Source organism: Ochrobactrum quorumnocens, assembly GCF_002278035.1.
Lineage (GTDB): Bacteria > Pseudomonadota > Alphaproteobacteria > Rhizobiales > Rhizobiaceae > Brucella > Brucella quorumnocens.
Window position 1 is genome coordinate 2373801 of the sequence record NZ_CP022604.1, and the last position, 26348, is coordinate 2400148.

Below are 26348 nucleotides of genomic sequence, written 5' to 3' on the forward strand. Positions count from 1 at the left end.
AAACCGGCGAAGTTTCTTCGCCGGTTTTTTTATCAGCTTGGCTGTCTTAACAAACGCAGCGCATTGATCGTTACCAGAACGGTCGCGCCCGTATCGGCCAGAATGGCTGGCCAGAGGCCGGTAATCCCCAGCACGGTCGTTACAAGAAACACAGCCTTCAGCCCAAGGGCAATTGTGATGTTCTGATGGATATTGCGCATGGTCCGCTGAGACAGATCGACCATGGCTGCAACGTCTCCCACCCGACCATGCAGCACTGCGGCATCCGCTGTCTCCAGAGCCACATCGGTGCCGCCGCCCATGGCAATGCCGACATCAGCCGCAGCCAGCGCTGGCGCATCGTTGATACCATCACCAACTTTGGCAACGACCTGACCTTCATTACGAAGCTCACCGACGATGCGCTGTTTGTCTTCCGGCAGAAGTTCCGCACGCACCTCGATGCCGAGATCCTTGCCGATGGCTTCCGCAGTACGGCGATTGTCGCCAGTCAGCATCACGGTGCGAATGCCTGCATCTTTCAACGTCTTAAGTCCGGCTATCGCATCAGCACGAGGTTCGTCGCGCATGGCGATGGCACCTGCAATCCTGCCGTCCGCGACCAGTACCGAAACCGTCTTGCCTTCATCGTTGAATGCGGTAATTCGGGCCGCAAGTTCATCTGGAATGGCTGAGATTTCATTGGCAGCCCTACGCGAACCGAGGAACAGTTCAATGCCATTGGCCTTGCCTGACACACCCTTACCGCCATGGGCTTTGCCTGTCGAAACCTCGGATAGCTTCAGACCGCGCGCTTCTGCTGCACCGACAATTGCCAGTGCAAGAGGATGGCTTGAGCCCGCATCAAGCGACGCAGCAAGGCGCAGAACTTCCTCTTCTGAAAGCCCTGCAGGAAGAACATCCGTTACCTGCGGCTTGCCTTCAGTCAGCGTGCCGGTCTTATCGAAGCAAGCGGTAGTGATCTTACCGATTGTCTCAAGAACCGCACCGCCCTTCAACAGAAGCCCCCGACGTGCGCCAGCAGAAAGCGAAGCTGCAATCGCAGCAGGCGTCGAAATAACCAGCGCGCAAGGGCAACCGATCAGCAAAATGGCGAGACCTTTGTAGATCCATTCATCCCATGCGCCCCCCGCCATCAGTGGCGGCAGGATCGCAACCAAAGCTGCAACCAGGACAACGCCCGGCGTGTAATAGGTCGAAAAGCGATTGATGAAACGCTCGGTTGGTGCCTTGGCTTCCTGTGCTTCTTCCACCAGCCGCACAACGCGTGCAATGGTGTTGTCTTGCGCCGCAGCCGTTACCTTCACACGAAGCAGACCGTCACCATTGATGGTGCCTGCAAACACACTATCGCCCACTACCTTGCCAACTGGCGTGCTTTCGCCCGTCACCGGCGCTTCATCGACAGCACTTTCGCCCGATATAATTTCGCCATCGGCAGGCATACGGTCACCTGGACGCACAGAGATTACATCGCCAACATTCAGGTCTTCCGCTGAAACTTCCCTTGTCGAACCACCATTGCTTTCGAGAAATGCGGTCTTGGGCACCAGCGCTGTCAGCGACTGAATGCTTGCGCGTGCCTTGCCGGCAGCAACACCTTCGAGCAGTTCGCCAACCAAGAACAGGAAGACGACGGCTGCCGCTTCCTCAGTGGCACCGATGATAACAGCACCGATTGCGGCAATCGTCATCAGCATTTCAATAGAGAACGGAGTGCCGTTGATGGCTGCCGAATAAGCGCGTTTTGCGATCGGTATAAGACCAATCAGCATCGCAGCCGTGAAGGCCCACAGGGCAATCGGCGGGTAAAGATGGCCAACAATGTAGGCAACCACCAGACCGCCGCCACAGGCAAGCATCATCTGGCCTTTGCCGGTCCGCCACCAGCGTTTGGGCTTTGCGGGAGCCGTTGGCGATGCCTTCTTGCCAACGGCTGGCTGCGCGCTGGCCTTATAGCCAAGTCCCGTCACCTTTGCAGCAATCTCGGCGGGGTTTGCCGAGCCATCATGATTGACGGTCATGGTACCATTGGTCACAGAAACTGAAACATCCTGCACGCCACCAACGCGACGCACAGCCGTATCGATCTTGGCTGCACAAGAAGCGCAATCCATACCATCCACCTGAAAGCGGAAACTATTGGTTCCGGCAGTAATCTGCTTTGCTTCTGCTTCCTCATGGTCGTGATCATGATGGTCATGCTTGTGATCGTGACCGCTGCAACCTGCATGATCGTGGTCATGCTTGGCCGGAGCTTTTTCATCCGCTACTGGCTCAACACTGTAACCAAGGCTGCGCACCTTTTTGGCAACGCTTTCCAGATCGCTGCTGCCATCATGGCGCACCGTCATCATGCCTGTCGTCACCGATACGGACACATCTTCCACACCTGCAACGCGGCGCACAGCGGTATCGATCTTCGTCGCACAGGAAGCGCAATCCATGCCTTCCACACGAAATCGGTTTTGTTTCAGAATCTCGTTCATGATTTGCCCTTTTCAGAACGCCCTTGAATTATCTGAAACAAGATCTACATCCTCTAGTGACTAGAGGAGCAAGCGAAAAAATGATTACCAATGTTCCGATTGGCGAGGCATCAAAAGCCAGTGGCGTAAAAGTGCCAACAATCCGTTATTACGAGCAAATCGGGCTTCTTCCGGTTCCGCCACGCACGGAAGGCAATCGCCGTCTTTACGACAACAGCGATGTCCAGCGGCTTCTGTTTATCCGTCACGCCCGCGATCTGGGCTTTGAAGTGGACGCGATCCGCACGCTTCTCGACCTTCAGGACAATCCCGACCAGTCTTGCGCAGCGGCTGATTCTATTGCGCGTGCGCGGCTGATTGATGTCGAGCACCGTATTGCAAAACTGATGTCTTTGAAGACGGAATTGTTACGCATGCTCGATTGCACAGCACATGGCCGCATCGATCAGTGCCGGGTTATCGAAATTCTCGGCAATCACGAGGAATGCCTGCATCCCAGACACTAGAATATTTCCTGTTTAAGATGAATCGCCAGAAATGCGTCTCATTATTTGTTTTTACGCATGTCTTCATCCCAAAATCGGTTCCCACTTTTGGGAGACATGCTCTAACATTACTCGGCGGGTACCGCTTCTTTGCCCCGCGAAAAAATCATGTCTTTTGCAGCCAGCGTCGCACCTGCCGTAATCAACAGGCAAGCGGCGAGAATGCGCATGGATGGCTGGGCCGTACCGGCTAAGATCAGAACAAGCGTGGAGAGAAGCGGGGCGGCATAACTTGCTGCGCCCAGCACCTGAATATTGCCGCGCTTCACTCCAAAATCCCAGGCATAAAACGCCGCTCCCACAGGCAACAGGCCAAGTGCCAGAACGCAAAGCCATTGCATTCCGGTTTCCGGCCACACTGTCTGTTCAAGTGCCAGATGGCAGATCAGTGACAGAACAGCGGTCGCCACGCAGAAGCCGGTTACAGCATCCGTCGGCACGCTCGAAAAACGGCGAGAGAGCAGCGAATAGCTCGACCACGTCAAAGCGCAAAGTGCGGCCATTGCGTAACCAAAGCTGTAACGGGCTTCAAAGCCGAAACCACCACCTTTACTCACGATCAGCACGGTCCCGCCAAGACCAAGAAGCGCGCCCGCGATATGATACCAGTGGAGCCGTTCGCCCGGCATCAGGGCAGATCCAATCACAATCAGCAGCGGCCAGAGATAGGCAATCAGGCTGGCATCAACGGCAGGCGCATTTCGGAGCGCGGTAAAATAGAGAAAATGGTAGCCGAAAAGGCCAACCACACCAACAAACCAGACGATTGGCGGTTGGCGCAGATGTTTGACGGCATTCGGGCGCCACAGCCAGGAAATGAGGCCTATGGATGCGCCGACTGAAAACGTCATGGCTGACAGCTGGAATGGAGGAACCTGACCGGAACCGGCAGTAAAAAGCGCCAGAAGCGCCCACATCGCTATGGCCGAAAAGCCGATCAGCGTCGCCAGCTTCATGATTGATCCCCCATTTGCGGGATCGCTCGCGCGGCTCAAGCCGTCTTTGGCGTCCCGTTATCTTATCTTTTCAAATCGCGTCGCCTCGATCTTCAGTGTCCCCAGCTGTGTGCCGATGCGTGCCACGACGGGCGCATAGATACCGGAATCGCCAAGCGATGCAAAGGAGATCGTGATCTTGCTGCGGGTGCTCAGATAATCAATCGCCTTCTTGCCCTTTTGATAGCCCGAGATTGGTGTGAACTTGGCCGAACAGATGACCGATTCGCCGGTGAAGCCTTCGGTAGTGAAGGATTCAGTGCCATTGAAATCCAATCGGATATCGGCACGAGTCTGACCATCAAAGACACTCAGTGTGCGATTACAAACAGCTTTTGGGTCTCGGGTCGGAATCATAAGTGCGCTTAGCGGATCGCTCACATTGACCAGATCGTTTGGAGTTGTCTCCACCCAGGGATCGCGCTTTTTCACTGGTGGCAAATTTTCAGCGCTTGTTACGTTGCCACCTGCAAAACGTATCTTTGTGCTCTTGTTCTTTCGTCCATGCTTATAGGCAAGATCGAAGGCCGAGGGTGTTACCTTACCGGGGGCAGAACTGCCGCCCACATAGACCGTCCCGTCCGTATCGTCGAAAACGCGGGCAATACCAGATGTCTTGAAGCGACCATTGACGCCGTAATTGGCGCCTTTGACAATGGTTTCAATCGCTGAGCGCGCGATGGAAAGGCCAAACATCGAGATTTCATATTCGGTTCGGTATAAAGCGTCTGCTTTTGCGGTTCCCACCGCGGCCACACTCGCAATCGTCAATCCGGTTAGAAGTGCAAGTGCCCGCCGCTTTGCCCCATTCCTGATCAACTTGCTCTCAATCGGCTTGAAGAAATGCGATTGATTGATCATGCCAGATTTTCCTTTCGCGATATCTACTTCGAGAGCACCATACACCCGCATGAACAGCGCTCCAGCAAACCAAGTCCATGCCCAAGTCCATGTCCAAGTCCGTGCCCAAATCCGTGCCCAAATCCGTGCATTGAGCCTGCAAAACGATTCTGTTTATCTGGCCCATGCTCTAGTTTGTCTTTAAGCTTCCGACTATAAATGGCCCCAGATTCTCGTTTTACATTCTCTGTCGAACAGGAAAAACCGGCGAAGTTATGATCGGGCAGACCACCAGAGGATGCAAAACGCTGTAAATGCGCGCCTTTAGAGGTTCACAGCGGAATCTGTCTTGACTGTTTTCGCTACTGTCACTATAGAAACGCGACTTTCCCAATAGGCCGCCTGTCCGAGATCGCGCGCCAGCAGCAGCAAACTGCTATGATTGCTTTGAATTCGGACATTCGGGTCGGGGCCTGAGAAACAAAAAATTTGAAGGTGAGACCAAAATGTCCCGCGCTTGTGAATTGACCGGCACCTCGGTCCAGTACGGCAACAATGTGAGCCACGCAAACAACAGAACGCGTCGCCGCTTCCTGCCAAACCTCTGCAACGTTACGCTTATGTCCGAAGTGCTCGGCCAGAGCTACCGTCTCCGCGTTTCCGCTTCTGCTCTGCGTTCGGTTGAGCATCGCGGTGGCCTCGACGCTTTCCTCGTCAAGTCTGACGACAAGGAACTCTCGCAGCGCGCCCGCCTGCTGAAGCGTCAGATCGCGAAGAAGCAGGCTGAAGTTGCTGCATAAGCAATCAGCTTTTTAAAGTTTGACAAAAAAGGCTGACTCGCGTCAGCCTTTTTTGCTGGTTCCATCACCCAGGATAAAAAAATGCCTATTACAGGTCCTTCTTTTGCCCGGCTCTGGCCGGCCGTGATAGCGATGTGTGCGGCAGTTGCGGCCTCCAACATCCTTGTCCAATATCCTTTTCAGCATTTTGGCCTTGGTGAACTGCTCACCTATGGTGCCTTCACCTATCCGGTGGCATTTCTCGTCAACGATCTGACGAACCGCCGCTTTGGCCCTTCGGCTGCGCGCAAGGTTGTCTATGCCGGTTTTGTGCTCGGCGTACTGATGTCGATCTGGCTGGCAACGCCGCGTATCGCCATCGCCTCCGGCTCTGCATTTCTGGTCGCACAATTGATGGACATCACGGTCTTCAACCGTCTGCGTCGCCAGACATGGTGGAAGGCGCCATTTGCAGCCGCCATGTTCGGATCGGTCGTCGATACGATTCTGTTCTTCTCCATTGCCTTTGCTGCAAGCTTCGCGTGGATTGATGCGATCACCGGCATGCCCGATTCATCTCTCGCCGAACCTGCCGCCTTCCTCGGTCTTGGAATGCCGCTGTGGGCTTCGCTGGCAACGGGCGACTTCTTCGTGAAAGTTGTCATGGGAACGCTGATGCTGGTGCCCTATGGAGCCATTCTGGCCATTTTCGCACCAACCCTTTATGCGCCCGACCGGATGAACACGAACAAGCGTTGATTTCACCCATCACGATCGGTTTATCTGAATAAAAATCGATTTCATTGAGGTGCTTCGGCCTCTATATACGGCGCTCCGATAAACCGGCAGAATTAATCTGCCGACTTTCTTTATTGGTTTAGATTTCTATATTGTTCACAGTGAGCATAATCCGCATTGATTTATTTCAAATGCGGATTTTATGCTTGTTGTTGATATTTTATATTTAGATAAAGGTTAATTAGATGTCAGAAAATAAAGAAAAGATTCCGCTTGTCATTATTACCGGGGCAAGCTCTGGAATCGGCCTTGCCACAGCCCGAATGTTTTCAGATCGCGGCCACCCGTTGCTGCTGCTTGCCCGGCGCCTGGACGCGATGGAAAAGCTCAAGCTGCCGAACACGCTTTGTAAATCCGTTGATGTGACTGATCGTCAAGCTCTGCTTGCGGCAGTCCAGGCAGCTGAAGAAAATTTCGGCCCTGCTGATGTCATCGTCAACAATGCTGGCGTGATGCTGTTGGGCGACGTAACCAAACAAAATCCGGAAGAGTGGGATCGTATGCTTGAGGTCAATGTCAAAGGCTTGCTGAATGGCATTCATGCCGTCTCGAGCGGCATGGCTGCCCGCAAGCATGGCACGATCATCAACATCAGTTCAGTCGCCGGCCGCAAGACATTCGCGAACCACGTCGCCTATACGGCCACGAAATTCGCGGTTCATGGCCTATCGGAAAACCTGCGGGAAGAACTGTCTGCACATGATGTACGTGTGGTGACGATTGCGCCAGGTGCCGTTGAAACCGAACTTCTCAGCCATACCAATGATGCGGGCATCAAGGCAGGCTATGAGGCGTGGAAAAAGGATATGGGCGCGCCAGTCTTATCGGCAGATGATGTGGCGCGGGCGATTGTCTATGCTTATGATCAGCCGCAAGGCGTATGCATTCGTGAGATCGTACTGGCCGCAACCCGCCAACAAGCCTAAAAAAGGGGCCGAAAAGGCCCCTTTATTCTATCGCCTGCCAGCGCGGCGGCGTCCTCTACCAGACGCCTCTGCACCCTGTTCCTCGAACAACGAAGCAAGCTGTTCGGTCATTGCACCCGCCAGCTCTTCTGCATCCACAATGGTAACAGCGCGCTGATAATAGCGCGTGACATCATGGCCGATACCAATGGCGATCAGCTCCACCGGCGAGCGATTTTCGATCTCTTCGATCACTGCGCGCAAGTGACGTTCCAGATAATTGCCCGGATTAACCGACAGCGTCGAATCATCTACCGGCGCGCCATCTGAAATCATCATCAGGATCTTGCGCTGTTCGGGGCGCGCCAACAAGCGATGATGCGCCCAGATCAGCGCTTCACCGTCGATATTCTCCTTGAGCAGCCCTTCGCGCATCATCAGGCCGAGATTGCGCCGTGCACGCCGCCATGGCGCGTCGGCACTCTTGTAGATGATGTGGCGCAGATCATTGAGACGACCGGGATTGGAAGGCTTGCCACGACCAAGCCATGCCTCACGCGATTGGCCGCCCTTCCAGGCTTTGGTGGTAAAGCCGAGAATCTCGACCTTCACACCGCAACGTTCCAGCGTGCGAGCCAGAATGTCGGCGCAAGTTGCAGCAACGGTGATCGGGCGACCACGCATCGAACCGGAATTATCAATCACCAGCGTTACAACCGTATCGCGGAAATCCGTATCGCGTTCCTGCTTATAGGAAAGCGGCTGCGTCGGATCGATGACAATACGCACCAGACGAGCCGAATCGAGATAACCCTCTTCCAGATCGAAATCCCACGAACGGTTCTGCTGCGCCATCAGGCGGCGCTGCAACCGGTTGGCAAGTCGTCCGACCACGCCCTGAAGATTGGAAAGCTGTTTATCGAGAAACCCGCGCAGACGATCAAGCTCGGCCTCATCGCAAAGATCGGTCGCTTCGACCTCTTCATCGAATTCGCGCGTGAAGACATTGTAATCGACATGCTCGGAAAAATTGGCAAAAGGCTGGTTCTGACGGCGTGTATCGCCCGGCGTTTCCGCGTCGACATCTTCGCTGTCATCCATATCGTCGGAGGCAGCATCAGCGGCGTCCATTTCGCCCTGCTCGCCCTCTTCACTGGAACTGTCTGATTCATCGCTTTCGGCTGAATCAGAACCTTCCTGGCTTTCTTCGCCACCGTCCTCGTTTTCATCGGAGTCTGGCGTCTGTTCGTTGTCCTGATCCTGTTCGTCGCTCTGCTCTTCTTGAGAAAGCTCTTCGGCCATATCCATGGAGGCCAGCATATCGCGCACCGTGCGCGCAAAAGCTTGCTGATCTTCCAGATTTTCGCCAAGACGTGCCAGTTCAGGACCAGCTTTCTGCTCAATCCATTCGCGCCAGAGATCAAGTACAGGCCCCGCTTCGACAGGTGCCGCGCGTCCGGTCAGCTTTTCACGCAAGAGCAGCGATACCGCTTCTTCAAGCGGCGCGTCTTCCTTATCTGTGACAGAAGCGAAATTGGCGCGGGTATATTTATCCGCAAGCATGGTGGCAAGATTGTCTGCAACACCGGCCATGGCACGGGCACCGATGGCTTCAACGCGAGCCTGTTCGACCGCATCGTAGATCGCACGTGCCTGCTTGCCTTCTGGTGCTAAGCTTGCATGGATACGGGCATTGTGGCGTGCCTGACGCAGCGCCATGGAATCGCCGAGGCCACGCGTAACCGCAACATCATGAGCAGTTGGGCGCTTTGGCAGGTCAGGCAGGCGAGCACGATTAGCAGTCAGCGCAGGGCGATCATTGCTGAAGGCGACTTCCAGCTCGTTCTCGCCGGAAATCGCGCGCATGGTCGCCGTCATTGCCCGCTTGAACGGTTCGGAATCTACCGGCCCGTTTTTACGCTCACGCGAATTATCGCCTATTGCTGACTTCTGGCCCGACATCTGCCTATCCTGACTTCACTGCCCTGACTTACTGTCATGACTTTATTGCGCTGCCGCCCGAAATGGGCGGCAGGCATCATCCAGTCTTATGCCAAAACGATATTGGCAGCAGATTCTGGAAGTTCCTCACCAAAGGCACGCTGATAGAACTCGGCCACAGTCTGGCGTTCCAGTTCATCGCACTTATTGAGGAAGGTCAGGCGGAATGCAAAGCCGACGTCGTTGAAGATCGCGGCATTTTCGGACCATGTGATAACCGTACGCGGGCTCATCACGGTCGAAAGATCGCCATTGATGAACGCCTGACGGGTCATATCGGCAACGCGGACCATCTTGTTCACGATCTCACGGCCTTCTGCATTCTGATAATGCTTGGCCTTGGCGAGAATGATGTTCACTTCGTTGTCATGCGGCAGATAATTGAGCGTGGTTACGATTGACCAACGGTCCATCTGCGCCTGATTGATCTGCTGTGTGCCGTGGTAAAGGCCCGTGGTGTCGCCGAGACCAACCGTGTTGGCGGTCGCAAACAGGCGGAATGCCGGATGCGGACGGATCACGCGGCTCTGATCGAGAAGCGTCAGGCGACCCGACGATTCCAGAACACGCTGGATCACGAACATCACGTCCGGGCGGCCCGCATCATATTCGTCGAAGACCAGCGCAACATTGTGCTGATAGGCCCAAGGCAGAATGCCGTCCTTGAATTCGGTAATCTGCATGCCGTCCTTGACGACGATTGCATCCTTACCGACGAGATCGATACGGCTGACATGGCTGTCGAGGTTGACGCGAACGCAAGGCCAATTGAGGCGCGCTGCGACCTGCTCGATATGCGTCGACTTACCGGTACCGTGATAGCCTGAAACCATCACGCGGCGGTTAAAAGCAAAACCTGCGAGAATGGCGAGCGTCGTCTGACGGTCGAAAATATAATCCGGATCCGTTTCCGGCACATAGGAATCGCCTGCCGCATAGGCTGGCACGCGCATGTCGGAATCAATTCCAAACACCTCACGTACCGAAACCGTCGTATCCGGCAAATTGGCTATATCCCGCTCAACCTTGTTCATCATGCCTCCAGGGCGGCAGGATTGTCCCACCGCGACATTCAAATTCGATCAGGGAGCCAGGTTCCGGCGAGCCAGATGACGCCCCTTCTGTTCAGTTGCGGGCATCCGTACTTGCGTCCGCGCAAATGCGCGGCAGATGAATGTCCGTTATACCAAGGCGCTGAGATGCTGACGCATCACGCCTTGAAAATGTTCAATCGCCACACGGGCTTAACCAATATCCCATGAGTCCCACTCATCGGATATTGGTATTAGAGCATTAAAACATGGCGCATGGGGAAACCAGTTCCCGTTTTTCGCGACATGCCTCAACCACTCCGATACCCGGCTCATAAAGCCCAAACAGGCTTTAGCAAAAACCTGCCTGCTTGAGCAATTGATAAGCCTGAATGACGTCGCGAAATCTTTCTTCGGACCCGCGGTCGCCACCATTCGCATCGGGATGATGTTGCTTCACGAGTTCTTTATAACGCGCCTTGATCTTATCGCTAGTTGAATTTGGTTCAAGACCGAGCGTGGCGAGCGCTTTTACTTCCAAGGTTCGTGGCTTGCGAAGCGCGGTTTTACCCGCAGGCGCTGCTTTCGCGTCTTTCACGAAATTGAACGGATCGCGCAGACGGTTGTGATAGGCAGCCGAACCCGAACGCTTCTGCGCCATATCGGGCGAAGTGTGTTTTGTGGCTGTGGAATTGGACGCGGTCGACCAGGTCGGACGATTTCCTGTGATCGCGTCCTTCTGGAATTTGGAGATATCTTTGTCCGACAAACCCGAGAAATAATTGAAAGTCTTATTATATTCCCGGACGTGATCGATACAGAAATGAAGATACTCGCCCTCGCGCATGCGCCCGACCGGCGCACGATGTGTGCCCGGCTTATCGCAACCATCCCACTGGCAGCAGGGACCGCTGGACTTCTTTTCCGCTTCCTTCTTGGGACGGATGCGGATGCTGTCGAAAAATTTTGAGTTCGTTGTCATCGAATCGGATTATGCGAATTAAGAGGAACTAAACAAGAATTGACATTTCGTCCTGACTGGTTTTGGCCATTCTTCAGGGCGAAATTTTGATGCAGACTGCATTTCCTGTGCGGATTTGCCCCACCAATGTCGCCGAGGCGACGTCTATATGAAGCACAGCACCTATATGGGGAGAACTGGCTCGAATGTCCATTCACAATAGCAAACAATCTTCAATGGAAGCGAAGCTTACGGCAGCTTTCGCGCCGGAACAGCTTGAAATCATAAATGAAAGCCACCTCCATGCCGGTCATCACCATGAAGATAGTGGCCATCATGAAGTTTACGATGGCACCGGCGAGACACATTTTCGTGTACGCATTGTATCGGGCAAGTTCGAAGGACTGAGTCGCATTGCCCGCCATCGTGCTATCAACGATATTCTGAAAGAAGAGCTCAACAGCGGCGTTCATGCACTGGCGCTCGAGCCTTCCGCTCCCGGCGAGCCAACCCGGCGCTGATCTGCTTACGCGTGAGCTTTAAGCCATTTGCGCAGACGACCACGCGCATTGGCGTAAGGCGAAGACGTGTTGAACTGGATCATGCGCCCAAGCGTATATTTTTCGTACCAAGCCACTCCATAAAGCTGCGCATCGCTGCGTGCCTCAATCAGTTCAACCAGCGCGTCTTTCGCGGCTTCGAAGCGCGACAGGAGTTCTGCGAATGGTAAGCTCTGGTAATCGTGGTAGAATTTGGATGCCAGATTGCCGAGTTCGTTCCATTTGAAACCCGTTTCCGGAAAATCGACCGGCTTCCTCTCATCGCGCAACTGGCACCATTTCAGAACCAGCTCGTTCCATCCGACCAGATAGGAAACGAGATTGTGTACGCTCATCATCGTGCCTTTCGCATGCCCTTCCATGGTGTTTTCCATGGCTTGCTCTGGCGACAAGCGCGCAAGATCAATTGCCAGCCGGGCATAGTTCGTTTCGATCGCTGTAAGGAGTTCCTGCTTGTTCGCTGGAACCCCCATCAGTTTGAAACCTTCGCGGCGATAACACCTGATATGGGTTTGCCGTCGGCATCGAGCGGCACAATGCGCAGACGTGTCAGGCGGTTCTTTTCCTTCTTCAGCACGGAAAAGCGCTTTCCATGGAATGTGAAGGCCTGCTTCACTTCGGGTATCGTCTGGGTTTCGTGGATCACAAGGCCGGCAATGGTGGTTGCTTCCTCATCGGGAAGGTTCCAGCCCAGCGCACGATTAAGATCACGGATCGGCAGCGAACCATCGACCAGAACCGAACCATCCGGCTGCAGTCTGACGCCTTGCATGTCGAGATCGTGTTCATCGGAAATATCGCCGACAATCTCTTCGAGAATGTCCTCAAGCGTCACCAGCCCCTGCACATCACCATATTCATCAACGACGATGGCAATATGCGCCTTGCGACGGAGGAATGCGTCGAGCTGATCCTGAAGTGTCGTGGTATCGGGCACAAACCATGGCTTGCGTGCCACCTTCATAATGTCGATACGCTTAAAATCATTTTCGACGTCATAAAGCGTACGCAGCAGATCCTTGGTGTGGATGATGCCGATAATATTATCGATCTCATCGCGCCAGACTGGCATCCGCGTGTGCGGGCTTGCCAGAATTTCGCGCACCACCTGCTCTGCTGGAGCATCGGCATTGATGGTGCCCATTGAGGTGCGATGCACCATGACATCGCTGACCTCCAGCTCTTTGAGATCAAGCAAACCGCCCAGCTGGTCGCGGTCTTCCTTGATCAGCGACTTATCGCGATGCAGCACTTCAACAGCGCCACGCAATTCTTCCTGCGCCGAAAGCATCGAACGGCCAGCTGCCAGATTAATCCCAAACAGTCGCAGGATCACCCGAACAATCCAGTTTACCAACCCCGAAACCGGACCCAGCACTGTCACCACCGCTGAAACCGGACGTGCAACATTCAAAGAAAACCGGTCAGGACTGGAAATGGCCCATGACTTGGGCAGCACTTCGGCAAAGATGACCAGAATGACCGTCATTGCCAATGTCGAATAGGCAACACCTGCATCGCCGAACAGGGTGAGAAAAATGCTGGCCGCGATTGAGGATGCAAGAATATTGGCAAGGTTGTTGCCGATGAGAAGCACACCGATCAGTCGGTCCCGCTTGCCGATCAAATGCTGTACGACCGAGGCGCGCTGATCGCCATTATGCTCATAGGTGAGCATGCGGGCGCGGGAAGCCGCCGTCAGCGCCGTTTCAGCACCGGAAAAAAACGCCGAAAAAACGATGCAGAGCAGGATGATGCCGCACATAACCCATAGCTCGAAACCCATTCTCGTAATCCTTTCAGATTCAGACGGAGAGGCGTTCCTTCAGGAATTCAAGCACAGCCGCAGGTGGCACATCCTTGGCTATGAAGGATTGGCCAATACCGCGCGTCAGAATGAAGGTGAGCGCGCCGCGCGCTACTTTCTTATCCTGCGCAATGTAATCCATCAGCTTTTCAGCATCCGGCAAACCGCCCGGCACATCATTGAGCGAAATCGGAAGACCGACGGCCTTCAGATGCGCTTCCACACGTTCCGCATCTTCAATACCACAAAGGTTCATCTTGACCGAGAAACGATGCGCCAAAGCCATGCCGATGGCAACGCCTTCACCATGCACCAGACGGCTTGAATCGTAGCCTGTCGCCGTCTCAAGCGCATGTCCGAATGTGTGACCGAGATTAAGCAGTGCGCGGTCGCCGGTTTCGCGTTCATCACGTGCCACGACTGCGGCCTTTGAGCGGCAGGATTCGGCAATCGCCTCTGTGCGTGCCGTACCGCCCGCAAAAATGTCCTGCCAGTTTTTCTCAAGCCAGGCGAAGAAATCCGGCCGGTCAATGAGGCCGTATTTTGCCACTTCCGCATAGCCTGCACGAAATTCGCGCGGGCTCAGCGTATCGAGCACTTCGGTATCGGCCAGAACCAGCTGCGGCTGATAGAAAACACCAACAAGGTTCTTGCCATATTGCGTGTTGATGCCTGTCTTGCCGCCAACCGACGAATCCACTTGTGCTAGAAGCGAGGTTGGCATCTGCACGAAATTCATGCCTCGACGCACAATGCCTGCGACAAAGCCGGAAAGATCGCCAACGACCCCACCGCCAAAAGCCACGACTGCGTCGCCACGCTCAAGCCTTGCAGCAAGTACGGCATTTGTTACGGTTTCGAGTGTCGAGAAAGATTTCGATTTTTCACCGGGTGTCACGATAACGGGCGTGGATTGAATGCCAGCGCGCGCAAAACTGTCGGTCAGTGCTTCAAGATGTGCCTTTGCAACATTCCCGTCGGTGACAATTGCCACACGAATGCCTGGAAGTCGCTTTGCAACTTCTTCGCCTGCACGGGCAATAAGACCTTTGCCGATCAGGATCTCATAGGATCGGTCGCCCAGCGAGACGGGAACCGTAACAGTATCGGCAGCAGTCATAATCCACTCCAAAGCAGTCTAAACTTACTTCTTATCCAGATGCTCGGCCAGATACTCGGCCAGAACGTCAATCAGTTCTCCGGCGATCACTTCTTTCTTGTCATCACGCGTCATCACATGCAGATCGGCGAGCGCGTAAACCGGATAGCGCTCATTCATCAGCCGCCGCATCACACCGCGCGGATCATCATTCCTGAGAAGCGGACGGTTTTGGCGGCGAGACACGCGGTCCATCAGCACATCCAGTTCCGCATTCAACCAGACAGAAACACCATTTGCGGCAATTGCCTCACGAGTTTCAGCATTCATGTAAGCGCCGCCACCGGTTGCGAGCACCATCGGACCATCCTCAAGAAGCCGCAGGATAACCCTGCGCTCCAGATCACGAAACTCAGCTTCGCCATAAGCTTCAAACAGTTCCGGTACCGTCATGCGGGCGGCAGATTCAATCTCGTTATCGGCATCGCGGAAAGGCAGGCCGAGCATTGTTGCGACCTTGCGACCGACTGTCGACTTGCCTGCGCCCATCAGCCCAACAAGAACAACCACTTTCGCACCAAGAAGCTGACGGACAGTGTCCGCCTTCTCGTTAAGATTTGTCTGTTTTGTTGTACTGCTCATAAACCTCATCCATTTCCTCCGGTTCCACATGAAAAACCGCGCGGCGTCAATCGCTTTCATCGCCTGAACGGCACCAAATAGGGCTTTTTATGCACGCGCTTTGGCTGTCCTTGCTTTCGTCTCAATAGCACAGCATAAACGCACCATGCCCACGCTGACGCGCATTCTTGTCCTGCTTGCTGTGATCGCTGCCATTGTCTACGGCGCAATGTTCTCGCTCGCCAATTTCGTGAAGCCCGTCACGCATGAGATCACCGTCGAAATCCCGGCGTCAAAACTGAAGCAAACAGTCGTTGCCCCACCTCCGGCGTCGGCACCGGCAACGATGCCGTCAGAAACCGTCACAGACGGCCAGACCGATGGGCCCGACGCGGCGGACAAGCAGGAGTAGACATGCGGGCATCTTTGGCGATTGAGAATTTTCTCGAAATGATGAGCGCCGAACGCGGGGCCGCGCACAACACGCTTGAATCCTATCGCCGCGATCTGGAATCTGCAGCCGACGTCATGACCGCACGCGGCATCAATATGACTGAGGCGAAAACCGACGATATACGCCATGTGCTTGATGGCATGGCCAATGAAGGCTTTGCTGCGACATCGCAGGCGCGCCGCCTTTCAACAATCAGACAATTCTTTCGCTTTCTCTATTCAGAAGGCTACAGGCAGGACGATCCGACCGGCGTTATCGATGCACCCAAAAAACAGAAGCCGCTGCCGAAAATCATGAGCGTTGAAAATGTCGGTCGCCTCCTTGATCGCGCCGACCTTGAGGCAAAAGAGGCGCTTGAGCCAGCAGACCGTATCAAAGCGCTTCGCCTTCACGCGCTGCTTGAAACGCTTTACGCCACAGGATTACGTGTTTCGGAGCTTGTTGGCCTGCCCGTCAGTGTCGCCCGCACCGACCATCGCTTTCTGATTGTGCGCGGCAAAGGGTCCAAGGATCGCATGGTGCCCCTGTCGCAAAAAGCGCGCGAAGCTTTGCAGGTCTTTCTTTCATTGCGCGATTCCCTGCCGGGCTACGACGATAACCCGTGGCTGTTTCCGGCTTTCTCTGAAAGCGGCCATCTGGCGCGACAGGTTTTCGGTCGTGAACTCAAAAGTCTTGCTGCCCGCGCCGGGCTTTCGAGCGCATCCATCTCGCCGCATGTGCTGCGTCACGCCTTTGCCAGCCACCTTTTACAGAATGGCGCAGACCTCAGGACAGTGCAGCAATTACTTGGTCATGCGGACATTTCAACGACCCAGATCTACACACATGTTCTGGAAGAAAGACTGCATAAGCTGGTAAGTGAACATCATCCGCTTGCCGATTAAGCGCGCGGCGGGTAAGAGAATTTCAGAAAAATTTGCAAGATGCGCGCGAAGTAAATATGTAAGGCGTCGTAAAACAGCCTCTATTGGGCTTGTTCTATGGCCAACATCTCTGGAAACGCACAATAGTCAGGCCCGATGTATAACTATCTCGATTTTGAAAAACCCGTCGCAGACCTCGAAGGCCAGATCCTAGAGCTGAAAAAGCTCGCACAGGAACAGGGCAGCGTCGAGATGAGTGACGAGATCAGCCGTCTCGAGAAACGATCGGCCGATGCGCTCAAAGATATCTATCGCAAGCTGACGCCATGGCAGAAGGCACAGATCGCCCGCCATCCGGATCGTCCGCATTGCCTTGAATATATCAACCGGCTGTTCACTGAGTTCACGCCGCTTGCCGGCGACCGCCAGTTTGCTAACGACGAAGCCATTCAGGGCGGCTTTGCCCGCTTCAATGGTCAGCCTGTTGCCATTCTCGGTCAGGAAAAAGGCTCGGACACCAAGACGCGCCTCAAGCACAATTTCGGCTCGGCCCGTCCTGAAGGCTACCGCAAAGCCGTCCGCATCATGGAAATGGCTGACCGTTTCCAGCTGCCGTTGATTACTTTCGTTGATACAGCAGGCGCTTATCCAGGCGTAAGTGCAGAAGAACGCGGCCAGGCAGAAGCCATTGCGCGCTCCACCGCAGAATGCCTCAAGCTGCGCGTGCCTGTCATCTCCATCATCATCGGTGAAGGTGGTTCAGGCGGCGCGATCGCGATTGCTGTCGCAAACCGCGTCTACATGCTCGAACATTCGATCTATTCGGTGATTTCGCCAGAAGGTGCAGCTTCGATCCTGTGGCACGATTCCACTCGTGCGAAGGACGCCGCCTCCAACATGCGCATCACTGCGCAGGATCTGTTCGATCTCAAAGTCATCGATGGCATCATCCCGGAACCGCTCGGCGGCGCACATCGCGGCAAGGAATCCACGATTGAAGCTGCAGGCGACATTATTACCGCCTCACTGCGTTCGATGAAGGATGTTGATGGCGAGACGCTGAAGCAGGAACGCCGCCAGAAGTTCCTCGATATCGGTCGTAACCTTTAATTTACTATAAAACTGGTTTTTGGCTCCGGCGCGCCACTACAGCATAATTCCTTAGACTTGCATCAGTTTAAGGTAAAATTAAGCTGTAAATATAAAGCGTTAGAGCGACCTTTGTGCGCCCAAGAAGGCGCACGGCGCTCTAGTGGAGTGAATTTGACGTTTGAATCCCGACTGACATAAATGCTGTTTCAAACGTCAAATTCACTCCACTAGAAACTTAAGCATTTGAGTGATCTTGATAATTCCGACATTTGCTCAGCGTCCGTATCACTGGCAAGCAAATGTCAGAATTAGACCACTATGTGCGCCGGATTTGCATCATGCCGTCATTTCCGCCATATTGCGGACACGGTGTTTTTTAGGTAATTGAGCAACGGTTTATCAACGATACTGAAAGGTTTAGTTGTTAATATCCGGGCACCGAAAAGTCAGGTTTGCTCAAATGCGTCAGAAGACGCGGCTTCGGGCAGGCTCTGATTAAAGCTGAGTACTCGTTGCTCTACCTATTTGTTTTTACGCATTATCCGATGCAAAATCGCTTCGCACTTTTGCTGGAAATGCTCTGACAGGCTCGATGCGATATGAAGATCAGAACCGCACTTCTTGGAACACTCTTGGCATCCGCTCTGCTTGCGGGCTGTCAAGGCTCGTCCGTTTCCGATCTCAGCTTACGCGCTGAAAAACCTCTTTCCGAAAAAATCGTCGCCAAGATGAAAACGAAGGGCATGACGCGCACTTCGCCGGTGATGGTTCGTATTTTCAAGGAAGAAGGCGTCCTCGAAGTCTGGAAGCAGAAGAACAACGGCAAATACGACCAGATTGCTTCTTATGAAATCTGCAAATGGTCTGGCAAGCTTGGGCCGAAATTCGTAGAGGGTGATCGTCAGGCACCAGAGGGCTTCTATAATGTTCGTCCCGCCCAGATGAACCCGAATTCGCAATATCATCTTGCTTTCAACATGGGCTTCCCGAATGCCTATGACCGTGCCCATAACCGCACCGGCCAGAATTTGATGGTGCATGGCGCCTGCTCGTCATCGGGTTGTTATTCGATGACTGATGACAGCGTCAGCGAGATTTATGCGTTTGGTCGCGATGCCTTCAAGGGCGGTCAGCGTGATTTCCAGATTCAGGCCTTTCCGTTCCGTATGACCGCAGCCAACATGGCGCGTTACAAGAGCGATCCGAATTACGGCTTCTGGAAGATGCTCAAGCAGGGCTACGACGCCTTTGAAACCACCAAGGTGCCGCCGAAGGTGGACGTCTGCGAGAAGCGTTACGTCTTCAACGTGCCTACACCTGACGGTCAGCCGCTATCGGCAACAGATGCCTGCCCGCCTTCGGCCGGCTCGGAATCCATGGCCTACACGTCGTCTTATGAAAAGACATTCCAGTCCGCTTTCAGTGCGGCACAGAAGAAGCCAGCACCCTCCATTCAGGGCATTACTGAAGCAAAGCTCGTTTCCGCCTGGAGTGCGGCGCGTGCACGCGGTGAAAAGGTAACACGCGAACCGCCATCGCTTTCGCCAGCATCCGCTGAAACGCCAAATGCACCGGATATCCAGCCTGCGGCAACGCCTATCTCGGTACAGCCAGCGACTGCTATTGCGGCAACGCCAGCAGTCGCTGCTCCAGCAGCACCCGCTGCCACTGCTCAGGCCGCAGCCGTTCCTGTTCCGCAGGAAAACCCTGCAGCTGTTTCGCCGATGACCACTGCAAGCACAGTGGCAGATACTGTTGTGGATAATGTCGCGGCACCTGCGCCTGAAAAGAAAAAGGCGTGGTGGAAACTGGGCGGTAATTAATAGCAGATGGTTAAAGACGTTCCCGTCTATGATCTGAGAGGGCTTAAGTGCCCTCTTCCTGTTTTAAAGACGCGCAATCGCCTTCAAGATATGCCGAGCGGCGCGCTTCTCTGGGTGGAAGCGACTGATCCGCTGTCTGGTATTGATCTTCCACATTTCTGCGCACAGGAAGGTCACGCCCTGCTTTCGCAAGAGCGTGACGAAAAACTGCATCGCTTTCTTATTCAGAAGAGATAAGTTTAACGCGTGAAATAGCCCGGAATAGCCAGCGGATTGTCCATCATCGCTGCGCGGTCGGGACGATCAATCCCCGCCTTGCCCAGAAACGCATCGAAAAGCTCGCGCACGTAGGTTTCCGGCAAATCCTTCACGATCAGCACGAGAAGCGTTTCATGCTCATCCTTGGGCCATTTCGGCAAACGTGCTGGCGGATGAAAGATTTTCTGCACTCCATGGATGACCAGTGGACGATCAGGGTCTTCGGCAATCTGCACAATCCCCTTCACACGCAATAGCTTCTCGCCATGGGTCGACCGCAACAGATCGAGAAACATCTCGAATGTCGAAAACGGGATTGGCTCCTTGTGCCGCAGCGAGAAGGAGCGGATTGCGTCATCATGATGGTGGTGGTGCCCATGATGGTGGTCATGGTCATGAGCATGAGCATGAGCATGATGATGATGATGATGATGATCGTGATCATCCTCGTAGGCTTCTGCCTTCAGCCAGCGTTGCACGTCAGCTGTCTTGGTTTCGGGATTATACAGGCCACATTCAAACAACGCTGCATAACCCGTGCGCGTGTCAGAAGCTTCCAGTATATCCGCAGCCGGATTAAGCAGCTTCAGCCTTGCTTTCAGAGCGTTTAAGCCCTGCTTCGCTTCCGGCATATCCGCTTTTGTAATGATGATGCGGTCAGCCATTGCCGCCTGTTTGACCGCTTCCTCGTGATTGTCGAGCGTTGCCATGCCATTGACCGCATCAACAGTCGCAAGCACACCATCAAGGCGCAAAGCCTGCATCAGAACCGGATGGCCCATGATCGAATGCAGCACCGGAGCCGGATCGGCAAGGCCGGTCGTCTCAATGATAATCCGCTTCAACGCCTTGATCTTTCCCGTCTGCATACGGTCGATCAGATCGGCCAGTGTGTCCACCAGTTCGCCACGTACCGTGCAGCACAGACAGCCGTCTGCAAGCTCGATAACCCCTTCACTGGCTTCTTCAACCAGCAGGTGGTCGATGCTCACCTCACCAAATTCATTGATAATGACTGCGGTATCGGTGAGTGCCGGATCTTTCAGCAGACGATTAAGCAGCGTTGTCTTACCCGAGCCAAGAAAGCCGGTCAGCACAGAAACAGGAATTGGATGCGGCATGGCTCTGTTCTTAGTTAATCGTGGCTGTATTGGCACCTGCCGCAGCACGCTGAGGGCGTGGCATCGGCACAGGGATCTGCGAAATATCGAGCTGTCCGACTTTGGTGACCTTTGCAGGCGGCGCGGAAACAAGTCCAACCTGAACCGGCACCGGCTCACGGGTCAGTGCATGGATATAAGGCGAATTGATCTGGAGACGTCCTTCGACATCACGGCCATCCCAGCGATCAGCCATGGCTTGCTGGCTGCAGATTGTCTTACGCATATCAACAGCCTGATAGGCGGCGCTGCTTGCTGGCGGCACCATGCTCCCAAGCGTTGGCACTCCGGCGCCGTTGCTCCTGAAAGCATCGGTCATCAATTGCGCCGCCTGTATCGCGCGCACTTCCTGACGGTCCGCGCCCAGCACAACAGCCAGAATGGTGCGTCCCTGGCGGGTTGCGGAGCTGGCCAGATTGAAGCCAGAAGCACAGACAAAGCCGGTCTTCATGCCATCGGCACCATCAAAGCGACCGAGCAGAATGTTGTAATTGGCCTGTGGCTTCTTGCCGTCGCCCGTATCAATGGCCTCAGTTCCGAAATAATGCGCATATTGCGGGAATTCGCGGCGCAACTGCACGCCAAGCACGGCAAGGTCGTGCGCTGTCGAATAATTGTTCGGATCATGCAGACCGTTTGGATTGGCAAAATGCGAACCACTCATGCCGATGCGCTGTGCTTCCGCATTCATGCGCTGCACAAAAGCAGATTCCGTACCGCCAACAGCTTCCGCGACCGCAACGGCCACGTCATTGGCAGATTTCACCAGCATGATCTTGAGCGCAGTATCGAGCGTCATCACCGAGCCGGGACGATAACCCATCTTGCTCGGTGGCTCTTTCGAGGCGTTGACCGTCATGCGCACAGGAGATTCCAGCGTCAGCTGCCCTGCTTCAATCGCGCGGAAGGTGACATAAGCCGTCATCATCTTGGTCAGCGAAGCCGGATACCAGCGCTGGAAAGGATCCTGCGCGGAGTAGACCTTGCCACTTGCAACATCCACCGCAATCGATGGATTTGCCAAAGCAGGAGATAAAGCACCAGCTAAGGCCAGGCTAGAAATCGCCGCAGTTGCAAACCAGATTTTCAACGACTTCGAAATCATTTCGTAGTTCCAATCAACAAGAGCCGCAATTCCTGCGGGTTATCGGTTCCGCTTCCTGTTGTATCGACCTTGAAAAGCCGTAACGGCTTGCGAATACACCAGTCAAAAAGGAGAATTTGTACTGCTCTTATCTATGCCATGTGGCAAGGAAAAGGCAAATAGGGATTGCCCGCTTTCACCGAAACGTCATATTCTCGTTTCTTCTGAATAAAGAGAATCTGCAGGATATTTCCGAAATGCCAGTGCTCAATCGTGCCGTCGAAACTCAAGCGGAGATCGCCACATGGCGTCGTCATCTGCATCAGAATCCCGAACTTCTTTATGATGTTCATGAAACGGCACGCTTTGTCGAAGAAAAGTTGAAATCATTCGGTTGCGATCTTGTTGAAACCGGGGTTGGGCGCTCAGGCGTCGTTGCGGTCATCAAGGGACGCCATGGCGATGGTCCGGCCATCGGCCTACGCGCCGATATGGATGCCCTGCCGATCACCGAGACCAGCGGTGTCGAATGGGCCTCCAAGAATCCTGGCAAAGCGCACTCCTGCGGTCATGATGGCCACACATCCATGCTGCTTGGTGCTGCACAATACTTAGCTGAAACCCGTAATTTTCGCGGTTCAGCCGTGTTGCTTTTCCAACCAGCGGAAGAAGGCGGCGCAGGCGCTCTCGCCATGGTTCAGGATGGCGTGATGGACCGCTTTGGCATTGCGGAAGTCTATGGCGTTCACAATTTGCCGAGCCTTGCGGTCGGCCAGTTCGCCATGTGCAAGGGCCCGATCATGGCCGCAACCGACGAGTTCGACCTGCTTATCAAGGGACGCGGCGGTCATGCCGCACAGCCTCACCGCACGATTGATCCAATCCTAGCCGGTTCGCAGCTGCATGTTGCCATTCAGGGCATTGTCGCACGCAATATCGATCCACTGGATTCACTCGTCATTTCCATCACCAAGTTTCATGCGGGCGAAGCCTATAACGTCATCCCGGAAACGGCGAAACTCTCAGGCACCGTGCGTACACTGAGCAAGGAAACGCGCGCCTATGCCGAACGTCGCATCCGCGAGGCGGCGGCGGGCATCGCAACCGTTAGCGGCGCGGAAATCACCGTGCGCTACAAGAACAACTATCCAGTCACGTATAATCATGACGACCAGACCGACTTTGCTGCCCGCGTTGCAAAGAATGTGGCAGGCGAAGGCAAGGTGAAAACTGATGTGGCTCCAATGATGGCTGCGGAAGACTTCTCCTACATGCTGGAAGCGCGTCCCGGCGCATATATCTTCCTTGGCAATGGCGACACACCGGGCCTGCATCACCCTGCCTATGATTTCAACGACGAAGCCATTCCATATGGCGTTAGCTATTTCGTGTCAGTGGTTGAAACCGCTCTCGCTGCCTGACGCTTTTCGATATGCAAAGAAATGCGCCTGCCCCGCTTTTTGCGGGGTTGGCGAAAGCCATGAAAAACAGTATGTGTCGGAAAATGCTCCGGTATATCCGGGCGTTTTTGATGACTGGTCCCGTAGCTCAGTAGGATAGAGCGCAAGATTCCTAATCTTGAGGCCACTGGTTCGAATCCAGTCGGGATCACCATTCACCCCTCAGCAACGGCCGATCCCATCTCGCTCAAATTATCTTGAAGTCCTGTGATTTCCAGCCATTTGTGCTATACCCGCTCGCGGTCTTGTGGCGAGCTTTCTCATCTCTCCGACGTTTTGGCCAACAACTGGGCGCGTATCCTCTGAGTGAGTTTGTAACCGTTCCTGACACATTCCCCAGACCGAAGATTGATTCCAAAAAGATCGTCACAGATGATCGACCCTTTAGGCTGGCCGTTTTGAAAGACAGGTCGGCGCGTTTGCAAAGCTGAAGCAGCCATGACTATCATCCAGGAAACTGAAACGTCGACCAGTGAACAAAACGCGTCACTGGAAGCGAAAAGCAATTTCCGGATCATCGCCCTCATCGTCGCGAGTGCTATGCTGATGGAACAGCTCGATGCTACGATCCTGGCAACTGCTTTGCCGACCATGGCCAAAGATTTCGATGTCGCCGCACCCTCGATGAGTGTCGCGCTCACATCATATCTTCTGAGCCTCGCCATTTTCATTCCGGCAAGCGGAAAGATCGCTGATCGCTTCGGAACCCGAACCGTGTTCCGCTTCGCGATAAGTATTTTCATCGCTGGCTCTATCCTCTGCGCACAGGCGCCGAACCTTCCCTTTCTGGTCTTTGCCCGCCTGTTGCAAGGCGGTGGCGGCGCCATGATGCTGCCAGTCGGACGTTTGGTGCTAATCCGTTCTGTCGAGCGCAAGGACCTCATCTCAGCAATGTCGTGGATGCTGGTGCCTGCGCTTATGGGCCCAATCCTCGGACCGCCCATTGGGGGCCTGTTCGTGACCTGGCTCGACTGGCGCTGGATCTTCTACATCAATGTGCCGATTGGCATTCTGGGCATGATCTTTGTGTCATTCTATATCGGAGAATATAAAAGCGACACCAAAGAACCTTTTGACTTTATCGGTTTGATCCTGTCGGGCATAGCGCTTGGTGCGCTGCTTTTCGGACTTGAAAGTGCCAGTACCACCAGCGCTTTGGCGGCCAAGTTCTTTGTGGTTGGCATTGTGTTTGCGATTGCGACCGTCATTCACTCGCGCCGCCACCCGGCTCCGCTACTCGATTTTTCACTGATGCGGATTGAAAGCTTCGGCACCTCGATGGTCGCTGGTTCTATCACCCGCATCACACAAGGCGCGCACCCATTCCTGTTGCCTTTGATGCTGCAGGTAGCCTTCGGCATTTCGGCTGTATCCGCAGGCAATATGGTTTTGGCGACCGCACTTGGTTCCATGGCCATGAAAGCCTTTGCGCCTAAAATCATTCGCCGGTTCGGCTTCCGCTCGTCACTGGTTGTAAACGGCATATTCTCGTCATGCAGTTACGCAATCTGCGGTTTGTTCAGCCCTGAATGGCCGCATTGGCTGATCTTTGCCGTGCTGTTCATGTCCGGCTTTTCGATGTCGTTTCAGTTCACAGCCTATAATACGGTTGCCTATGACAAGGTTGATGAAAAGCAGATGAGCTCGGCCAACAGCTTCTATTCAACCTTCCAGCAACTCATGCTTTCTTTCGGCGTTTGTATCGGCGCCCTCGCGCTTCACACGTCCATGGCCTGGCATGAGCGCGACGTACCGCTGACATCGGATTTCTCTATGGCTTTCTTTATTGTGACCGGCATATCGCTGACGGCCACCTTCTGGAACCTTCGCTTCTCGAAAGACGCGGGCGCACAAATGCGCGGACGATAAAGCGCATTCCGAAAAGTGGGAACCGATCTAATTTTCCTCACGCCCCATAAGGCCAGTTGGCTTGTGAAAACAGGCCGCCATCGACCCAGATAGTCTGGCCCGAAACAAAAAGCGCAGCATCAGACGCCAGAAACAGCACCGGACCGGAAAGGTCTTCCACGGTTCCAACCCGTCGCAGTGGCGTGATCCGGCCCCATGTTGCTGCATAGTCAGGCTGTTCCTGGGCAGTACGCTCATTGTAAATCGCACCGGGAGCCACGCAATTGACGCGAATACCATGCGGCCCAAGTTCCACGGCAGACACTTTGGTAAACTGCTCAATCCCGCCCTTGGACGCCGTGTAGGAAACGAGCTTCGGGAATGCGAGCTTGTTACAGCCCGAACCGATATTGATAATTGCTCCGCCTTTACCGACGTCAACCATCCTCTTGGCAGCGGCTTTCGTGTTCAGAAAGCAGCCTTTCATATTGGTGCGGATCACATCGTCCCAGCCTTCCTCGGAAAGCTCCAGCAACGGCGCCCAAGTCTGGATACCGGCATTGTTGACGAGTACGTCCGGTGCATCACCATACCAGCTGCAGACTTCATCGAAGAACTCTTCGACCTCAACTCCAGAACCGACATCGCATTCGATCCCCAACGCCTGTCCGCCCGCAGCTTCGACTTCTTCCATAAGTGTATTTGCAGCCTCGTCATCGCCTCTGAAGCTGAAAGCAACCGCATATCCGGCTTCCGCAAATGCGGAAACAAGATGCCGTCCAATGCCGGTGCTTCCACCGGTGACAATCGCAAACCCACTCATAAAATTCCCTCCCAAAGGATCTCGAAAGGCAATTTAATCAACTTCAGGCAAT

25 protein-coding genes and 1 tRNA gene are annotated in these 26348 nt (G+C 54.3%); 13 read left to right on the forward strand and 13 right to left on the reverse strand.

Features of this window, described 5'->3' with window-relative positions:
* Positions 1 to 32: 32 nt before the first annotated feature.
* Complete coding sequence (locus CES85_RS21055) at positions 33 to 2477, reverse strand: heavy metal translocating P-type ATPase (protein WP_434063365.1); 2445 nt, start codon at positions 2475 to 2477, stop codon at positions 33 to 35.
* Between the two features lie 95 nt (positions 2478 to 2572).
* On the opposite strand from CES85_RS21055, the gene CES85_RS21060 reads away from it, so the two are divergent.
* The gene (locus CES85_RS21060) at positions 2573 to 2995 is read left to right on the forward strand and encodes a MerR family transcriptional regulator (protein ID WP_208636312.1); all 423 of its coding nucleotides are present in this window, start codon (positions 2573 to 2575) and stop codon (positions 2993 to 2995) included.
* A gap of 107 nt (positions 2996 to 3102) precedes the next feature.
* Here CES85_RS21060 and yddG read toward each other — a convergent pair whose 3' ends face one another.
* Both yddG and CES85_RS21070 read right to left on the reverse strand, forming a co-directional pair.
* Positions 3103 to 3990 carry an aromatic amino acid exporter YddG gene (yddG, locus tag CES85_RS21065; RefSeq protein WP_095447639.1) on the reverse strand — a complete coding sequence of 296 codons (888 nt, stop codon included), beginning with the start codon at positions 3988 to 3990 and terminating at the stop codon, positions 3103 to 3105.
* Positions 3991 to 4047: 57 nt separating this feature from the next.
* Positions 4048 to 4890: a DUF3108 domain-containing protein gene (locus CES85_RS21070; protein WP_095448007.1), complete on the reverse strand. Its 843-nt coding sequence runs from the start codon at positions 4888 to 4890 to the stop codon at positions 4048 to 4050.
* Positions 4891 to 5375: 485 nt separating this feature from the next.
* Here CES85_RS21070 and rpmB point away from each other — a divergent pair, with 485 nt between their 5' ends.
* From rpmB to CES85_RS21085, 3 genes are all read left to right on the forward strand, one after another.
* The gene (gene rpmB, locus CES85_RS21075; protein ID WP_024898504.1) at positions 5376 to 5669 is read left to right on the forward strand and encodes a 50S ribosomal protein L28; all 294 of its coding nucleotides are present in this window, start codon (positions 5376 to 5378) and stop codon (positions 5667 to 5669) included.
* Positions 5670 to 5750: 81 nt separating this feature from the next.
* The gene (locus CES85_RS21080) at positions 5751 to 6407 is read left to right on the forward strand and encodes a queuosine precursor transporter (RefSeq protein ID WP_095447640.1); all 657 of its coding nucleotides are present in this window, start codon (positions 5751 to 5753) and stop codon (positions 6405 to 6407) included.
* Between the two features lie 224 nt (positions 6408 to 6631).
* Complete coding sequence (locus CES85_RS21085; protein ID WP_095447641.1) at positions 6632 to 7372, forward strand: SDR family oxidoreductase; 741 nt, start codon at positions 6632 to 6634, stop codon at positions 7370 to 7372.
* Between the two features lie 27 nt (positions 7373 to 7399).
* On the opposite strand, the gene cobT is transcribed toward CES85_RS21085, so the two are convergent.
* The 3 genes from cobT to CES85_RS21100 form a co-directional block, all read right to left on the reverse strand.
* On the reverse strand, positions 7400 to 9313 hold the full coding sequence (gene cobT / locus CES85_RS21090) for a cobaltochelatase subunit CobT (RefSeq protein ID WP_095447642.1): 1914 nt from the start codon (positions 9311 to 9313) through the stop codon (positions 7400 to 7402).
* Positions 9314 to 9399: 86 nt separating this feature from the next.
* The gene (cobS, locus tag CES85_RS21095) at positions 9400 to 10386 is read right to left on the reverse strand and encodes a cobaltochelatase subunit CobS (protein WP_095447643.1); all 987 of its coding nucleotides are present in this window, start codon (positions 10384 to 10386) and stop codon (positions 9400 to 9402) included.
* A gap of 349 nt (positions 10387 to 10735) precedes the next feature.
* Positions 10736 to 11365 carry a J domain-containing protein gene (locus CES85_RS21100; RefSeq protein WP_095447644.1) on the reverse strand — a complete coding sequence of 210 codons (630 nt, stop codon included), beginning with the start codon at positions 11363 to 11365 and terminating at the stop codon, positions 10736 to 10738.
* Between the two features lie 185 nt (positions 11366 to 11550).
* On the opposite strand from CES85_RS21100, the gene CES85_RS21105 reads away from it, so the two are divergent.
* Entirely contained in the window at positions 11551 to 11865 is a 315-nt protein-coding gene (locus CES85_RS21105) for a BolA family protein (RefSeq protein ID WP_095447645.1), read from the forward strand.
* Between the two features lie 5 nt (positions 11866 to 11870).
* On the opposite strand, the gene CES85_RS21110 is transcribed toward CES85_RS21105, so the two are convergent.
* Genes CES85_RS21110 through CES85_RS21125 form a run of 4 tightly spaced genes read right to left on the reverse strand, consistent with a single transcriptional unit; the run spans position 11871 to position 15452 of the window.
* Positions 11871 to 12377, reverse strand: a complete 507-nt coding sequence (locus CES85_RS21110; protein ID WP_095447646.1) for a ClbS/DfsB family four-helix bundle protein — start codon at positions 12375 to 12377, stop codon at positions 11871 to 11873.
* The gene (locus CES85_RS21115; RefSeq protein WP_095447647.1) at positions 12377 to 13690 is read right to left on the reverse strand and encodes an HlyC/CorC family transporter; all 1314 of its coding nucleotides are present in this window, start codon (positions 13688 to 13690) and stop codon (positions 12377 to 12379) included. Before CES85_RS21115 ends, CES85_RS21110 begins: the two co-directional genes overlap by 1 nt.
* A 19-nt stretch (positions 13691 to 13709) precedes the next feature.
* Positions 13710 to 14831 carry a 3-dehydroquinate synthase gene (gene aroB, locus CES85_RS21120; protein ID WP_095447648.1) on the reverse strand — a complete coding sequence of 374 codons (1122 nt, stop codon included), beginning with the start codon at positions 14829 to 14831 and terminating at the stop codon, positions 13710 to 13712.
* A 24-nt stretch (positions 14832 to 14855) separates the two neighbouring features.
* Complete coding sequence (locus CES85_RS21125; protein ID WP_095447649.1) at positions 14856 to 15452, reverse strand: shikimate kinase; 597 nt, start codon at positions 15450 to 15452, stop codon at positions 14856 to 14858.
* Between the two features lie 145 nt (positions 15453 to 15597).
* Between CES85_RS21125 and CES85_RS21130 the strand changes: the two genes are divergently transcribed.
* The 5 genes from CES85_RS21130 (at position 15598) to CES85_RS21150 (ending at position 19900) form a co-directional block, all read left to right on the forward strand.
* A complete protein-coding gene (locus tag CES85_RS21130; protein WP_095447650.1) occupies positions 15598 to 15843 on the forward strand; it encodes a hypothetical protein in 246 nt (81 codons plus the stop codon).
* A 2-nt stretch (positions 15844 to 15845) separates the two neighbouring features.
* Positions 15846 to 16769, forward strand: a complete 924-nt coding sequence (gene xerD / locus CES85_RS21135; protein WP_095447651.1) for a site-specific tyrosine recombinase XerD — start codon at positions 15846 to 15848, stop codon at positions 16767 to 16769.
* Between the two features lie 135 nt (positions 16770 to 16904).
* Positions 16905 to 17858: an acetyl-CoA carboxylase carboxyltransferase subunit alpha gene (locus tag CES85_RS21140; protein WP_095447652.1), complete on the forward strand. Its 954-nt coding sequence runs from the start codon at positions 16905 to 16907 to the stop codon at positions 17856 to 17858.
* 581 nt (positions 17859 to 18439) lie between these two features.
* Positions 18440 to 19663 carry a L,D-transpeptidase family protein gene (locus tag CES85_RS21145; RefSeq protein ID WP_095447653.1) on the forward strand — a complete coding sequence of 408 codons (1224 nt, stop codon included), beginning with the start codon at positions 18440 to 18442 and terminating at the stop codon, positions 19661 to 19663.
* 6 nt (positions 19664 to 19669) lie between these two features.
* Complete coding sequence (locus CES85_RS21150) at positions 19670 to 19900, forward strand: sulfurtransferase TusA family protein (protein WP_095447654.1); 231 nt, start codon at positions 19670 to 19672, stop codon at positions 19898 to 19900.
* A 2-nt stretch (positions 19901 to 19902) separates the two neighbouring features.
* On the opposite strand, the gene CES85_RS21155 is transcribed toward CES85_RS21150, so the two are convergent.
* Together CES85_RS21155 and CES85_RS21160 are read right to left on the reverse strand one after the other, a co-directional pair.
* Positions 19903 to 21042 carry a CobW family GTP-binding protein gene (locus CES85_RS21155; protein ID WP_095447655.1) on the reverse strand — a complete coding sequence of 380 codons (1140 nt, stop codon included), beginning with the start codon at positions 21040 to 21042 and terminating at the stop codon, positions 19903 to 19905.
* 10 nt (positions 21043 to 21052) lie between these two features.
* Positions 21053 to 22186: a D-alanyl-D-alanine carboxypeptidase family protein gene (locus tag CES85_RS21160; RefSeq protein WP_095447656.1), complete on the reverse strand. Its 1134-nt coding sequence runs from the start codon at positions 22184 to 22186 to the stop codon at positions 21053 to 21055.
* A 236-nt stretch (positions 22187 to 22422) separates the two neighbouring features.
* On the opposite strand from CES85_RS21160, the gene CES85_RS21165 reads away from it, so the two are divergent.
* From CES85_RS21165 to CES85_RS21180, 3 genes are all read left to right on the forward strand, one after another.
* On the forward strand, positions 22423 to 23586 hold the full coding sequence (locus CES85_RS21165) for a M20 aminoacylase family protein (RefSeq protein WP_095448008.1): 1164 nt from the start codon (positions 22423 to 22425) through the stop codon (positions 23584 to 23586).
* A 116-nt stretch (positions 23587 to 23702) separates the two neighbouring features.
* Positions 23703 to 23779, forward strand: a tRNA-Arg gene (locus CES85_RS21170).
* A 284-nt stretch (positions 23780 to 24063) separates the two neighbouring features.
* Entirely contained in the window at positions 24064 to 25494 is a 1431-nt protein-coding gene (locus CES85_RS21180; RefSeq protein WP_095447658.1) for a DHA2 family efflux MFS transporter permease subunit, read from the forward strand.
* A gap of 37 nt (positions 25495 to 25531) precedes the next feature.
* Here CES85_RS21180 and CES85_RS21185 read toward each other — a convergent pair whose 3' ends face one another.
* Positions 25532 to 26296, reverse strand: a complete 765-nt coding sequence (locus CES85_RS21185; protein ID WP_095447659.1) for an SDR family NAD(P)-dependent oxidoreductase — start codon at positions 26294 to 26296, stop codon at positions 25532 to 25534.
* Between the last annotated feature and the right edge of the window lie 52 nt (positions 26297 to 26348).